At 64.1% G+C, this 14,538-nt stretch carries 6 protein-coding genes and 3 rRNA genes; 5 read left to right on the forward strand and 4 right to left on the reverse strand.

Translation table 11 applies throughout. From position 1 onward, the window contains the following. Positions 1 to 200 precede the first annotated feature (200 nt). The 5 genes from JQS43_RS05030 (at position 201) to JQS43_RS05050 (ending at position 8,433) form a co-directional block, all read left to right on the forward strand. Complete coding sequence (locus JQS43_RS05030; RefSeq protein ID WP_239677887.1) at positions 201 to 1,904, forward strand: glycine/sarcosine N-methyltransferase; 1,704 nt, start codon at positions 201 to 203, stop codon at positions 1,902 to 1,904. Positions 1,905 to 2,307: 403 nt separating this feature from the next. After that, positions 2,308 to 3,835 (forward strand): 16S ribosomal RNA (locus JQS43_RS05035). A 224-nt stretch (positions 3,836 to 4,059) separates the two neighbouring features. Beyond that, positions 4,060 to 7,192 (forward strand): 23S ribosomal RNA (locus JQS43_RS05040). A 72-nt stretch (positions 7,193 to 7,264) separates the two neighbouring features. Continuing rightward, positions 7,265 to 7,381, forward strand: a 5S ribosomal RNA gene (gene rrf / locus JQS43_RS05045). Together the 16S, 23S and 5S rRNA genes form the textbook arrangement of a ribosomal RNA operon. Positions 7,382 to 7,461: 80 nt before the next feature. After that, positions 7,462 to 8,433: a zinc-binding dehydrogenase gene (locus JQS43_RS05050; protein WP_239677888.1), complete on the forward strand. Its 972-nt coding sequence runs from the start codon at positions 7,462 to 7,464 to the stop codon at positions 8,431 to 8,433. A gap of 64 nt (positions 8,434 to 8,497) precedes the next feature. Here JQS43_RS05050 and JQS43_RS05055 read toward each other — a convergent pair whose 3' ends face one another. The 4 genes from JQS43_RS05055 to JQS43_RS05070 all read right to left on the reverse strand — a co-directional run bounded on the left by JQS43_RS05055 (position 8,498) and on the right by JQS43_RS05070 (position 14,526). After that, positions 8,498 to 8,674 carry a DUF6104 family protein gene (locus JQS43_RS05055; RefSeq protein WP_239677889.1) on the reverse strand — a complete coding sequence of 59 codons (177 nt, stop codon included), beginning with the start codon at positions 8,672 to 8,674 and terminating at the stop codon, positions 8,498 to 8,500. A 62-nt stretch (positions 8,675 to 8,736) separates the two neighbouring features. Next, positions 8,737 to 12,597 (reverse strand): multifunctional oxoglutarate decarboxylase/oxoglutarate dehydrogenase thiamine pyrophosphate-binding subunit/dihydrolipoyllysine-residue succinyltransferase subunit, encoded by a 3,861-nt coding sequence (locus tag JQS43_RS05060; protein ID WP_239677890.1) that lies wholly within the window; start codon positions 12,595 to 12,597, stop codon positions 8,737 to 8,739. A 154-nt stretch (positions 12,598 to 12,751) separates the two neighbouring features. Continuing rightward, positions 12,752 to 13,624, reverse strand: a complete 873-nt coding sequence (locus JQS43_RS05065; RefSeq protein WP_239677891.1) for an ABC transporter permease — start codon at positions 13,622 to 13,624, stop codon at positions 12,752 to 12,754. Then, positions 13,621 to 14,526 carry an ABC transporter ATP-binding protein gene (locus JQS43_RS05070; RefSeq protein WP_239677892.1) on the reverse strand — a complete coding sequence of 302 codons (906 nt, stop codon included), beginning with the start codon at positions 14,524 to 14,526 and terminating at the stop codon, positions 13,621 to 13,623. Before JQS43_RS05070 ends, JQS43_RS05065 begins: the two co-directional genes overlap by 4 nt. Positions 14,527 to 14,538: the final 12 nt, after the last annotated feature.

Below are 14,538 nucleotides of genomic sequence, written 5' to 3' on the forward strand. Positions count from 1 at the left end.
GGGCGACCAGCGGGTACCGGCGGACGTCGCATCGAGCTGACCCCCTAGCCGGCTTGTGCCGCGGCGTCCGTTGCGGGCCGCTACCGGCCCGCCAGCAGGGTTTCCCCTTCTGCGGACTCAGTGTACGAGCGGTCCAGGTCAGCGCCGGAGCAGTGGCGACCGCCACTCGCCCGGTGCTGCATGAACACTCGGGAGCGAGCATGGGAACAGACCACGACGGTAATCAACGAGCGGTGGCGGAGGCGCCCCCCGAGTCACCATTGGACTCTGATGCTCCACAGGACTTCGGTGACAAGCCGTTGGAAGTCCGTGAAACCGACCACTACGTTGCGGAGTACGTCACCGACTTCGTGGAGAAGTGGGATCAACTGATCGATTGGAAGAAGCGCACCGAGAGCGAGGGCACCTTCTTCACCGACCAGTTGAAGGCACGGGGCGTACGGAAGGTGCTGGACGTCGCCACCGGGACCGGGTTCCACTCGGTCCGGCTCCTGGAGGAGGGCTTCGAGACGGTCAGCGCCGACGGTAGCCCGGAGATGCTGGCGAAGGCCTTCGCGAACGGTCTGTCCTACGGCGGTCACATCCTCCGGGTGGTGCACGCTGACTGGCGGTGGCTGAACCGCGACGTTCATGGCGAGTACGACGCCATCGTCTGTCTTGGAAACTCCTTCACCCATCTCTTCTCCGAACGCGACCGGCGCAAGGCACTGGCCGAGTTCTATGCGATGTTGAAGCATGATGGTGTCCTCATCCTCGATCAGCGCAACTACGACGCGATCCTGGACGACGGATTCTCCAGCAAGCACACCTACTACTACTGCGGCGAGAACGTGTCCGCGGAGCCGGAGCATGTCGACGAGGGGCTGGCCAGGTTCCGGTACACCTTCCACGACGACGGTTCGCAGTACCACCTCAACATGTACCCGCTGCGGAAGGACTACACCCGGCGGCTCATGCGGGAGGTCGGCTTCCAGCGGGTCGAGACGTACGGGGACTTCCAGGAGACCTACGCCAAGCACGATCCGGACTTCTTCATCCACGTCGCGGAGAAGGCCTACCGGCGGGACGAGGAGTTGGCCCAGGTGTACTCCTCGGCGGTGAACACCGCCCGGGATTACTACAACTCCGAGGACGCGGACAACTTCTACGCCATCATCTGGGGTGGCGAGGATATCCACGTCGGCCTCTACGAGTCACCGACCGAGGAGATCGCGGTCGCCAGCCGCCGGACCGTCGAGCGGATGGCGAGCCGGGTACGGCTGACCGCGGACACCAGGGTGCTCGACGTCGGTGCCGGCTACGGCGGAGCGGCGCGTTACCTGGCGAAGACCTATGGTTGCCGGGTCACCTGTCTCAACCTCAGCGAGGTGGAGAATGCCCGGAACCGGGAGCTCAACCGCGAGCAAGGGCTTGCCGGGCTCGTCGAGGTGGTAGACGGATCATTCGAGGATCTGCCGTTCGAGGACAACGCGTACGACGTCGTGTGGTCCCAGGACGCCTTCCTGCACAGCGGCGACCGTGGTCGGGTGCTGGAGGAGGTGGTGCGGGTGCTGCGCCCTCGTGGTGAGTTGATCTTCACCGACCCGATGTCGGCCGACAACACCGCGCCGGCGGCGCTGACGCCGATCCTCGAACGGCTCCAGCTGGAGTCGATGGGCTCGCCGGGCTTCTACCGGCGGCAGCTGTACCGGCTGGGGGTGAAGGCGGTCGACTTCCACGACGAGTCCGTGCAGCTGGCCAATCACTATCAGCGGGTGCTGGAGGAGCTGGAGCGCCGTGAGGGTGAGCTGGATGGCCACGTGAGCGAGGCGTACCGCACCCGGATGAAGGCCGGCCTTCGGCACTGGGTCGACGGTGGCCGTGCCGGCAACCTGGCCTGGGGTTTCTTCCACGCCGAGGCGTAATCGACCGGGCATCAACCGGACCGCTCGACGGCCCTGGTCCCACTGCGGTGGGGCCGGGGCCGTCGCTTGTTGTGGGTGTTGGTGTTGTTACCGGTGGTGTTGCTGTGGCTACCGAAAATAGTGTGACCCCCCGGGTTGCATCGGTCTTGTGGGTCCGCTAGAGTTCCATCTCGGCCCGGCAAGCGGGAGTCCGGAAGGACGAACGGGAGCCGGGGGCGGGGTTGACACAGTCCCGCCGCCCGGGTAGAGTTACACGGGTTGCCCTGAGGATCTTCCCCAGAGATGGGGTCGGATCAGCGGTGTGTGTTTGTTTCTTGATATCTCGACAGGATGCTTTTGGTGGTCCGCGCCGGACTGTATTTGTCTGGTGGGGATCATGGTGTGTGATTTCTGCCAGGATTTTTTGTTGGAGAGTTTGATCCTGGCTCAGGACGAACGCTGGCGGCGTGCTTAACACATGCAAGTCGTGCGGAAAGGCCCTTTCGGGGGTGCTCGAGCGGCGAACGGGTGAGTAACACGTGAGTGACCTGCCCTCTACTTTGGGATAACCCTCGGAAACGGGGGCTAATACCGGATATGACCTTCCGCTGCATGGTGGGAGGTGGAAAGGCTTCGGCCGGTAGGGGATGGGCTCGCGGCCTATCAGCTTGTTGGTGGGGTGATGGCCTACCAAGGCGGTGACGGGTAGCCGGCCTGAGAGGGCGACCGGCCACACTGGGACTGAGACACGGCCCAGACTCCTACGGGAGGCAGCAGTGGGGAATATTGCGCAATGGGCGAAAGCCTGACGCAGCGACGCCGCGTGGGGGATGACGGCCTTCGGGTTGTAAACCTCTTTCGGCTCTGACGAAGCCTTTCGGGGTGACGGTAGGAGCAGAAGAAGCGCCGGCCAACTACGTGCCAGCAGCCGCGGTAAGACGTAGGGCGCAAGCGTTGTCCGGATTTATTGGGCGTAAAGAGCTCGTAGGCGGCTTGTTGCGTCGATCGTGAAATTCTGCAGCTCAACTGTGGGTTGGCGGTCGATACGGGCAGGCTTGAGTTCGGTAGGGGAGACTGGAATTCCTGGTGTAGCGGTGAAATGCGCAGATATCAGGAGGAACACCGGTGGCGAAGGCGGGTCTCTGGGCCGATACTGACGCTGAGGAGCGAAAGCATGGGGAGCGAACAGGATTAGATACCCTGGTAGTCCATGCTGTAAACGTTGGGCGCTAGGTGTGGGGACCCTTCCCGGGTTTCTGTGCCGTAGCTAACGCATTAAGCGCCCCGCCTGGGGAGTACGGCCGCAAGGCTAAAACTCAAAGGAATTGACGGGGGCCCGCACAAGCGGCGGAGCATGCGGATTAATTCGATGCAACGCGAAGAACCTTACCTGGGTTTGACATGCCGGGAAATCCTCCAGAGATGGGGGGTGCCTTCGGGCGTCCGGTGCAGGTGGTGCATGGCTGTCGTCAGCTCGTGTCGTGAGATGTTGGGTTAAGTCCCGCAACGAGCGCAACCCTTGTCCTATGTTGCCAGCACGTAATGGTGGGGACTCATGGGAGACTGCCGGGGTCAACTCGGAGGAAGGTGGGGACGACGTCAAGTCATCATGCCCCTTATGTCCAGGGCTTCACGCATGCTACAATGGCCGGTACAGAGGGCTGCGATACCGTGAGGTGGAGCGAATCTCTTAAAGCCGGTCTCAGTTCGGATCGGGGTCTGCAACTCGACCCCGTGAAGTCGGAGTCGCTAGTAATCGCAGATCAGCAACGCTGCGGTGAATACGTTCCCGGGCCTTGTACACACCGCCCGTCACGTCATGAAAGTCGGCAACACCCGAAGCCGGTGGCCTAACCCCTTGTGGGGGGGAGCCGTCGAAGGTGGGGCTGGCGATTGGGACGAAGTCGTAACAAGGTAGCCGTACCGGAAGGTGCGGCTGGATCACCTCCTTTCTAGGGAGACACTCTGTGCGCTGCTGTTGTGGTGGTGCGAGTGTGTGGTGCGGTCTGCTGGGGCATCCTGTCGGGTTGTGAGGGAACAAGCTCACGGTTGTGTGGGGTTTGTTTTCTTGGCTGGCGCTGCTGATGGTTCTGCCGGTTGGTGGGGTTGTTGGTGGTGTGTGGCTGGTGTGTTGAGATTTGTATAGTGGATGCGAGCATCTTTTAAGTGTTTTTGTGGTCAAGTGTCTAAGGGCTGACGGTGGATGCCTTGGCACCAGGAGCCGATGAAGGACGTGGGAGGCCGCGATAGGCCTGGGGGAGTTGTCAACCGAGCTGTGATCCCAGGGTGTCCGAATGGGGTAACCCGGCACCAGTTGTGTGGTGTCACCTGCATCTGAATTCATAGGGTGTAGGAGGGTACGCGGGGAAGTGAAACATCTTAGTACCCGTAGGAAGAGAAAACAATAGTGATTCCGTGAGTAGTGGCGAGCGAAAGCGGAGGATGCCTAAACCGGTTGCGTGTGATACCTGTCAGGGGTTGCGTGGTCGGGGTTGTGGGGCGTGTGCGTCGTCTGGGCTGACACCTGGGCGGGGTTTGTTCTGATGGTTAGCCGAATCTGTTGGGAAGCAGGACCGTAGACGGTGATAGTCCGGTAGGTGAAAGCTGTCAGGCTGCCTTGTGCGTGTTCCCGAGTAGCGGTGGGCTCCGAGAACCTGCCGTGAATCTGCCAGGACCATCTGGTAAGGCTGAATACTTCCTGGTGACCGATAGTGCACGAGTACCGTGAGGGAAAGGTGAAAAGTACCCCGGGAGGGGAGTGAAATAGTACCTGAAACCGTCTGCCTACAATCCGTCAGAGCTGTGTTGCTGCCTTGTGTGGTGGTGTGGTGATGGCGTGCCTTTTGAAGAATGAGCCTGCGAGTCAGTGGTGCGTGGCGAGGTTAACCCGGGTGGGGTAGCCGTAGCGAAAGCGAGTCTGAATAGGGCGTTGAGTCGCGTGTTCTGGACCCGAAGCGGAGTGATCTAGCCATGGGCAGGCTGAAGCGCCGGTAAGACGGTGTGGAGGGCCGAACCCACCAGCGTTGAAAAGCTGGGGGATGACCTGTGGTTAGGGGTGAAAGGCCAATCAAACTTCGTGATAGCTGGTTCTCCCCGAAATGCATTTAGGTGCAGCGTCGTGTGTTTCTTGCCGGAGGTAGAGCACTGGATGGCCTAGGGGCCTTACCGGGTTACCGAAGTCAGCTAAACTCCGAATGCCGGTAAGTGAAGCGCGGCAGTGAGACTGTGGGGGATAAGCTTCATAGTCGAGAGGGAAACAGCCCAGATCGCCAGCTAAGGCCCCTAAGTGTGTGCTGAGTGGAAAAGGATGTGGAGTCGCGGAGACAACCAGGAGGTTGGCTTAGAAGCAGCCATCCTTGAAAGAGTGCGTAATAGCTCACTGGTCAAGTGGTTCTGCGCCGATAATGTAGCGGGGCTAAGTACACCGCCGAAGCTGTGGCATCTGCACGTGTGCTTCGCCTGCCATGTTGTGTGGTGGGTGCAGGTGTGTGGATGGGTAGGGGAGCGTCGCGTCGCCGGAGAAGCGGCCCTGTGAGGGAGTCGTGGAGGCGGCGGGAGTGAGAATGCAGGCATGAGTAGCGAATGCAGGGTGAGAATCCCTGCCGCCGGATGACCAAGGGTTCCAGGGTCAAGCTCGTCTGCCCTGGGTGAGTCGGGACCTAAGGCGAGGCCGAGAGGCGTAGTCGATGGACAACGGGTTGATATTCCCGTACCCGCGTGTAGGCGTCCAACGATGAATCCGTTTGTGCTAACCATCCGAGTCTTCTGTTGCTGCCTTCGGGTGGTGATGGTTGGTTTGCGTGGGAACCTGGATGGTAGTAGTCGAGTGATGGGGTGACGCAGGAAGGTAGCTGAGCCCGGCCGGTGGTTGTGCCGGGGCAAGCGTGTGGCCCGCACCATAGGTAAATCCGTGGTGCATGTGGGTGAGGCGTGATGCGGAGCCGATTCAGGTGAAGTCAGTGATCCTATGCTGCCGAGAAAAGCCTCTAGCGAGTCTGCCGCGGCCCGTACCCTAAACCGACACAGGTGGTCAGGTAGAGAATACCGAGGCGAGCGGGTTAACTGTGGTTAAGGAACTCGGCAAATTGCCCCCGTAACTTCGGGAGAAGGGGGGCCACTTCTGGTGATGACCCTGGCGGTTTGAGCTGGGGGTGGCCGCAGAGACCAGGGGGAAGCGACTGTTTACTAAAAACACAGGTCCATGCGAAGTCGTAAGACGCGGTATATGGACTGACGCCTGCCCGGTGCTGGAACGTTAAGGGGAGCTGTTAGCCTTTCGGGGTGAAGCGGTGAACTGAAGCGCCAGTAAACGGCGGTGGTAACTATAACCATCCTAAGGTAGCGAAATTCCTTGTCGGGTAAGTTCCGACCTGCACGAATGGCGTAACGACTTCCCCACTGTCTCAACCACAGGCCCGGCGAAATTGCATTACGAGTAAAGATGCTCGTTACGCGCGGCAGGACGGAAAGACCCCGGGACCTTTACTGCAGCTTGACATTGGTGCTTGGAGTGGTTTGTGTAGGATAGGTGGGAGCCTGTGAAGCTTTGACGCTAGTTGAGGTGGAGGCATTGTTGAAATACCACTCTGGCTTCTCTGGGCATCTAACTTCGGGCCCTGGATCGGGTTCAGGGACAGTGTCTGGTGGGTAGTTTAACTGGGGCGGTTGCCTCCCAAAATGTAACGGAGGCGCCCAAAGGTTCCCTCAGCCTGGTCGGCAACCAGGTGTTGAGTGTAAGTGCATAAGGGAGCTTGACTGTGAGACTGACGGGTCGAGCAGGAGCGAAAGCTGGGACTAGTGACCCGGCACCGGCGTATGGAAGCGGTGTCGCTCAACGGATAAAAGGTACCCCGGGGATAACAGGCTGATCTTCCCCAAGAGTCCATATCGACGGGATGGTTTGGCACCTCGATGTCGGCTCGTCGCATCCTGGGGCCGTAGCAGGTCCCAAGGGTTGGGCTGTTCGCCCATTAAAGCGGCACGCGAGCTGGGTTTAGAACGTCGTGAGACAGTTCGGTCCCTATCCGCCGCGCGCGTTGGAGACTTGCGAAGGGCTGTCCCTAGTACGAGAGGACCGGGACGGACGAACCTCTGGTGTGCCAGTTGTCCTGCCAGGGGCATGGCTGGTTGGCTACGTTCGGGAGGGATAACCGCTGAAAGCATCTAAGCGGGAAGCCTGCTTCTAGACGAGGTCTCCCACCCACGTGATGGGGTAAGGCCCCCGACAGATTATCGGGTTGATAGGCCAGACGCGTAAGCGCAGTAATGTGTTGAACGGACTGGTACTAATAGGCCGAGGGCTTGACCATATACTTTTCGCTTGTTGATGTTTGCATCCACTATACGATTCTGAGCACACCGGTTTTGGTGTGGATAGGTGTTACGGCGGTCATAGCGGCAGGGAAACGCCCGGTTACATTCCGAACCCGGTAGCTAAGCCTGCCAGCGCCGATGGTACTGCACTGGCGACGGTGTGGGAGAGTAGGACGCCGCCGGACTTAACGTTGGTGGGGGAGGTACCCGGTTTCCGGGTATCTCCCCCACTTTTTTGTGCCTGCCTGCCCTGTTACCGTTCGGTATGCGTGCTGTCTTTGCGTCCGCCTTTCATCCCGATGACCCGCTAGCTGGGTTGGTCGTGGGTGAACGGCCCGAGCCGGTGCTGCCGGCGCCTGACTGGGTGACGGTGGAGGTGCGGGCGAGTTCCCTGAACCACCACGATCTGTGGTCGCTGCGGGGAGTTGGGCTGGCCGAAGCTGAGCTTCCGATGATCCTTGGCTGTGATGCCGCCGGCGTGGACGAGCACGGCAATGAGGTCGTGGTTCATGCGGTCATCGGCTCGCCGGTTCGAGGCGACGAAACCCTCGATCCGCGCCGGAGTCTGCTCTCCGAGCATTATCAGGGCACAATGGCGGACCGGGTGGTGGTGCCGGCGCAGAATCTGCTGCCGAAGCCGGCTGGGTTGAGCTTTCCGGAGGCTGCTTGTGCGCCGACCGCATGGCTCACCGCCTACCGCATGCTGACCACCCGGGGCGGTGTCGGCCCGGATCAGGCCGTCTTGGTGGTTGGTGCTGGTGGCGGGGTCGCGACCGCCGCGGTGGTGCTGGCCCAGGCGTTGGGCGCACGGGTGTATGGGAGTAGCCGCGACCCGGAGAAGCGGGAGCGGGTGGCTGAGCTGGGCGCGATCACCGTCGAGCCGGGTGCCCGGTTGCCGGAGCGGGTGGATGTTGTGATCGAGACCGTGGGGGCGGCTACCCTCGAGCATTCGATCAAGTCCACCAAGCCCGGTGGCCGGATTGTGGTGAGCGGGGCGACCTCCGGCCACGCGGCCACCGTCGACCTGCGGCGGATTTTCTTCCTGCAACAGCAGTTGCTGGGCTCGACCATGGGCACTCGAACCGAGTTGTCGGAGTTGCTGGAGCTGATGGCCGGGTCGAAGATCCGCCCCGTGGTGGACACCGTCTTTCCGTTCCCGGAGGCGCGGTCGGCGTTCGCTCGGTTGGCGAGCGGCGAGGTGTTCGGCAAGCTGGTGCTCGACCACACCGCCAGTTAGCGTCCCGCTGGATCAACCCGGCTGACGAGTCGACGTCTGCGGCCTCCGTGCGCCGCTCGACGGGTTACTCGTCCTCATCGTCGAGGCGGGCGAGCCAGGTGGCGAGCCGTTCGATCGGGGTCTCGAACTCGGGGTTCTGGTCAACGAAGTCGCGGAGCCGTTCAGCGACCCAGTTCAGCGACACCGCTTCGTCGCCGCGCCGTTGTTCGAGCTCCTCGATGCCGCGATCGGTGAAGTACATTGCTGCTCCTTACGTGGTCGCGGGGCCCACCGAGCTGGTCGGTGGGCCCCGCGACGGGCTGTCTAGCTGCCCGGCTTGGCCGGCAACGCCGCTTCCAGCAGGGCCGACTGTTCCAGCTCGTGGACTTTGGTGGAGCCGGCACCGGAGGCGGCCGCAGCGGGCCGGGAGATGCGCCGTAGTCGGACCCCGTCGAGGTGTTCGAGCAGGTTCAGGGCGATGAACGACCAGGCACCCTGGTTGGCGGGTTCTTCCTGCACCCAGGCGACATCCTCCGCGCCGGGGTAGGCGGCGAGCGCCGCCTGTACCTCCGCGATGGGGAGCGGGTAGAGCTGCTCCAACCGGATGATGGCGGTGTCAGTGATACCGCGGGCGGTCCGCGCCTCGGCCAGGTCGTAGTAGACCTTGCCGGTGCAGAGGAGGACCCGCTTGATCGCCGCCGGGTCGGTGACCGCCGGGTCGGCCAGGACTGGCTGGAAGGTGCCGGTGGTGAAGTCGGCGACCGGGGAGACGCAGTCTTTGTGCCGCAGTAGCGACTTCGGCGTGAAGACCACCAGCGGCTTCCGCTTGCTGGAGAGCGCCTGCCGGCGGAGCAGGTGGAAGTAGTTCGCCGGAGTCGTCGGGTTGGCCAGCCGGAGATTGTCTTCGGCGGCCATCTGTAGCCAGCGTTCCGGCCGGCCGGAGGTGTGGTCGGGGCCCTGGCCCTCGTGTCCGTGCGGAAGCAGGATCGTCACCGCTGAACGTTGACCCCATTTGCGTTCGCCGGAGGCGAGGAACTCGTCCGCGACCACCTGCGCACCGTTCGCGAAGTCACCGAACTGGGCCTCCCACAGCACCAGCGCGCCCGGCTCCTCGACCGAGTAGCCGTACTCGAAACCGACCGCGGCGAACTCGGATAGTAGCGAGTCGTGGGCGAAGAACCGGGCTCCTTCGGCGGCGACGCTGGCGAGCGGGGCGAACTCTGCCCCCGTCTCGGCGTCCATCACCACCGCATGTCGTTGCACGAAGGTGCCGCGGCGGCTGTCCTGCCCGCAGAGGCGCACCGTGACGCCCTCGGAGAGCAGGGTGCCGAACGCCAGCAGCTCGCCGAAGGCCCAGTTGATCTGGCCTTCGTGGGCCATCGCCTGTCGGCGCTTGAGGAGCTGACCCACCCGCTTGTGGGGGGTGAAGCCCTCGGGCAGCGCCAAGTGGGCGTCGCCGATCGCCTGGATCGCCGATTCGGGTGCGGCGGTCTGCACCGGCGGCTCCGACTCCGGCTCGGCGGGTCGGCTGATCCGGGGTGTGGTTGGTGCGGCGGCGTCCCGGGTGGCTTTGAAGACCCGTTCCAGCTGCTGCTGGTAGTCACGCAGCTGCTCCTCGGCCTCGTCGACTGTGATGTCGCCCCGGCCGATGAGCTCCTCGGTGTAGAGCTTGCGAACCGAACGCTTGCCGTCGATGATCTGATACATCCGGGGGTTGCTCATAGACGGGTCGTCGCCCTCGTTGTGGCCCCGCCGGCGGTAGCAGATCAGGTCGATCAGGACGTCTTTGTTGAAGGCCTGTCGGTACTGGAAGGCCAGCCGGGCGACCCGGGCCACCGCCTCCGGGTCGTCGCCGTTGACGTGGAAGATCGGTGCCTGGATCATCCGGGCGACGTCGGTGCAGTAGAGCGACGACCGAGCGTAGTGCGGCGCGGTCGTGTAACCGACCTGGTTGTTGACGACCACGTGGACGGTGCCGCCGGTGCGGTAGCCGCGCAGTTGGGAGAGGTTCAGGGTCTCCGCGACCACGCCCTGGCCGGCGAAGGCGGCGTCGCCGTGGACCAGTAGCGGCAACACCGTGTAGCCCTCGAGCCCGAGGTCGAGCCGGTCCTGCTTGGCCCGCACGATGCCTTCGAGGACCGGATCCACCGCCTCCAGGTGCGACGGGTTGGCCACCAACGACACGGTGGTGGCCTCGTCGCCGGCCGGGGTGGTGTATTTGCCGGTCATGCCGAGGTGGTATTTGACGTCGCCGGAGCCCTGGGTTGAGCTCGGGTCGATGTGACCCTCGAACTCGGAGAAGATCTGCTCGTACGGCTTGCCGACGATATTGGCGAGGACGTTGAGCCGGCCGCGGTGTGCCATGCCGATGACGACCTCGTCCAGCGAGGCCGCGGCGGCCGCCTGCAGCACCTCGTCCAGCAGCGGGATCAGCGATTCGGCGCCCTCGAGCGAGAACCGCTTCTGCCCCACGTACTTTGTCTGAAGGAAGGTCTCGAACGCTTCGGCGGCGTTGAGCCGATTCAGGATGTGCTTCTGGGCCTCGGTGGCGGGCTTCTCGTAGCGGTGTTCGACCCGGTCGGCGATCCAGCGCCGCTCCTCCGGGTCCTGGATGTGCATGTACTCGACGCCGATCCGGCGGCAGTAGGAGTCGCGCAGCACCCCGAGGATGTCGCGCAGCTTCATGGTCTGCTTGCCGGCGAAACCGCCGACCGGGAAGATCCGGTCCAGGTCCCACAGGGTGAGGCCGTGTTCGAGGATGTCCAGGTCAGGGTGCTGGCGGATCTCGAAACCGAGCGGGTTGGTGTCGGCCATCAGGTGGCCGCGCACCCGGTAGGCCCGGATCAACTCGATGACCAGGGCGTTCTTGTCGATCTGGCCTTCGGTGCTGATCCGGTGGTCGGTGGTCCAGCGGACCGGCTCGTAGGGGATCCGCAGCGCGGTGAAGATCTCGTCGTAGAAACCGTGCTCGCCGAGGAGGAGTTCGTGGACGGTGCGGAGGAACTCCCCGGACTGGGCGCCCTGGATGATCCGGTGATCGTAGGTGGAGGTGAGCGTGACGATCTTGCTGACCGCGAGGTCGGCCAGCGTCTCCTCGGACATGCCCTGGTACGGCGCGGGGTACTCGATCGCGCCGACGCCGATGATCGTGCCCTGCCCGGCCATCAGCCGGGGCTGGGAGTGGATTGTGCCGATCCCGCCGGGATTGGTCAACGTGAGCGTGGTGCCGTTGTAGTCGGCGATGGTCAACTCATTGCGACGGGCGCGGCGGACCACGTCCTCGTACGCCTGCCAGAACTGCCGGAAGTCCATGACCTCGGCGGCCTTTATGTTCGGCACGACCAGGGTCCGGGAGCCGTCCGGCCGGGCGAGGTCGATGGCGAGGCCGAGGTTGACGTGTGGCGGGGAGACCAGTGCCGGCTTGCCGTTGTCGGCGGTGCCGTAGGAGTTGTTCATCCCCGGATGCCAGGCGAGCGCCTTGACCAGTGCGTACCCGATGATGTGCGTGAAGCTGACCTTGCCGCCGCGGCCGCGCGAGAGGTGATTGTTGATCACTATGCGGTTGTCGGCGGCGAGCTTCGCCGGGATCGCGCGGACGCTGGTCGCGGTGGGGATGGTCAGCGACTGGTCCATGTTTTGGGCGATCCGGGCGGCTACGCCGCGTAGCGGGGTTTGGGTCGGCTCTTCGGCCGGCTGCTCGGGTGGGCTGTCGGCTGCCGGGGTGCTCTTGGCGCCGTCGCCCGAGCGGGCGGGCGTGGTCGGCCCGCCATCCGGTGACTTCGACTCGGCCCACCGTGGCGGCCGGGCCTGCGGGCCGGTGTCACCGGCCGGCTTCGGCGGGGCCTTGCCCGATGCCGCGCTCTGCCCGGCCGGGGCGGCCGACGGCGCGGTGGTGGCCTGCCCGCCGGCGGCCTGCGCCGGTGGCGGGGGCTGGCCTTTCGGGGGGCCTTCGGCGGCGGGAGCTTTGGCCTCCGCCGACTCGTCGCCCGCTGCTGCGCGGTCGGCGGTTCGGTCACTCTCGGTGGCGGTCGGGGCCGCGGGTTGGTAGTCCGCGAAGAACTCGTGCCAAGCGCTATCTACGCTCGCCGGGTCGGCGAGGTAGCGCTGGTACATATCTTCGACGATCCACTCGTTCGGGCCGAATCCTGCTAGCGGATTATCCTGCGACGTCTGTGGCGCTGACACGGCCTACTGTTCGCCTCTTTCGAGATCGCTCGTCGGGTGGGACCAAAGTTAGAGTCCCGTCCCCAGGCTACGCCGTGTCGGCCGGATGTGGGGAGCAGGGAGGCCCGATCATGGTGTGACATGATCGGGCCTCCGGTACGGAATAGGCGTTGCGTTACGAAATGTCCCGTTTCCGGTTGATCACTACGCCGATGGCGCCAGCGACCACCGTGTAGGCGAGCAGTACCAGCGCCCCGACCCACCACGCGGGGGTCCCCGGCACGCCCTCACCCCCGGTGGTCATCACCTGGGAAGCGATAGACGGGACGAGCACCTGGAACTCCAGCACCGTCTCGTTTTCGAGCAGCATCGACAGCAGCATGAACGCCAACGACACCAGCTGGGTGCCGATCAGGTACGCCAGCGCGGCGGTGATGGTGGCGGCGAGCAGGTTCGTGATCAGCGTGCCGATCGCGATTCCGAAGATCGCCCAGACCAGGTACGCGGCTAGGTTCAGCCAGATCGTCCGCTGCACCTCACTGTCGCCGAGGAGCAGCCCTTCCGGCCGCCCGGCGAAGAACAACGCCCCCACCCCGATCGCGATCGCCGAGGTGATCGCCCAGAAGACGAAGGCGATCAACACCGCGGTGACCGATTTGCTCAGGATGACCGTGGTGCGGTGCGGCGTGGTGAGGTAGGTGGTGGTCGCGGTCTGGTGATGATATTCGCTCGCGACCATCACGATGCCGATCAGCATCACGAACATCAACCCAAGGAACTGGCCCGAGGTGTAGATGTTTCCGGCGTGGTAGACGGGGTTGGCGTAGTCACCCTCCGTGCCGAACATCGCCGGGTCGTCCAGCGCGGTGGCGGCGAGCCAGATGTTGAACGCCAACGCGATCCCGGTCCACGCGAGCGCGCCCAGCGCGAACCACCACCAGGTGTTGGTGGTGCTCAGCTTGAGCAGCTCGCTGCGGAACAGCCGGAACCGGGCGGGGCGACCGCCGCCGAGGGAGGGGGTCGGCGTCACTGTTGTGGCCGTGCTCATCGGATCCCCGCCTTCCCCGCGGTCAGCTCCAGGAACACCCGCTCCAGGTCGGGCTTGTCGGTGACCAGCTCATGTAGCTCGACGCCGGCGCGCAGCGCCGCGGCGCCCACCTCCGGTGCGGTGACCCCGGTGAGGATCAGCTCGTCGCCGTCGGCGGTGGCGACCGTCGCGTCGGCAAGCGCCGAGGTCAGCTGCTCCGGGTTGGGGGTCTTGACCCGGATCCGGGCGGCGTCGGCGAGTCCGTCCACGACGGCGCCCATGGTCCCCTGCGTGACCAGCTTGCCGGCGGCGATGATCACCACGTCGTCGGCGAGCAGCTGCATCTCTGAGAGCAGGTGGCTGGAGACCAGGACCGTCCGCCCCTCCGATGCCAGTTTCTTGAGCAGGTCCCGCATCCACCGGATGCCTTCCGGGTCGAGCCCGTTCGCCGGCTCGTCGAGGATCAGCACATCGGGGTCGCCGAGCATCGCGGCGGCGATCCCGAGTCGCTGTTTCATCCCCATCGAGTAGCCCTTGAACTTGCGCTTGCCCGCGGGCGTGAGCCCCACTAGCGAGAGCACCTCGTCGACCCGTTGCGGAGGCAGGCCGGCAGCGGCGCAGATGACCCGCAGATGGTTGCGGCCGGTGCGCCCCCGGTGCGCGCTTGACGCCTCGAGGACTGCCCCGACGTGCCGGAGCGGCTGTTCCAGGTCGGCGTAGCGGCGCCCGCCGATGGTGGCCTCGCCAGCGGTGGGGGTCACCAGGTTCAGCAGCATCCGTAGGGTGGTGGTCTTGCCGGCTCCGTTCGGACCGAGGAAACCGGTCACTCGGCCGGGCTCGATCGCGAACGACAAGTCGTCCACGGCCCGGACTGTGCGGTATACCTTGGTCAGGCCGGAGACGACGATCTGTGCGTCGGACATTGTCACTCCTCC

The organism is Natronosporangium hydrolyticum (assembly GCF_016925615.1).
Classification (GTDB): Bacteria; Actinomycetota; Actinomycetes; order Mycobacteriales; family Micromonosporaceae; genus Natronosporangium; species Natronosporangium hydrolyticum.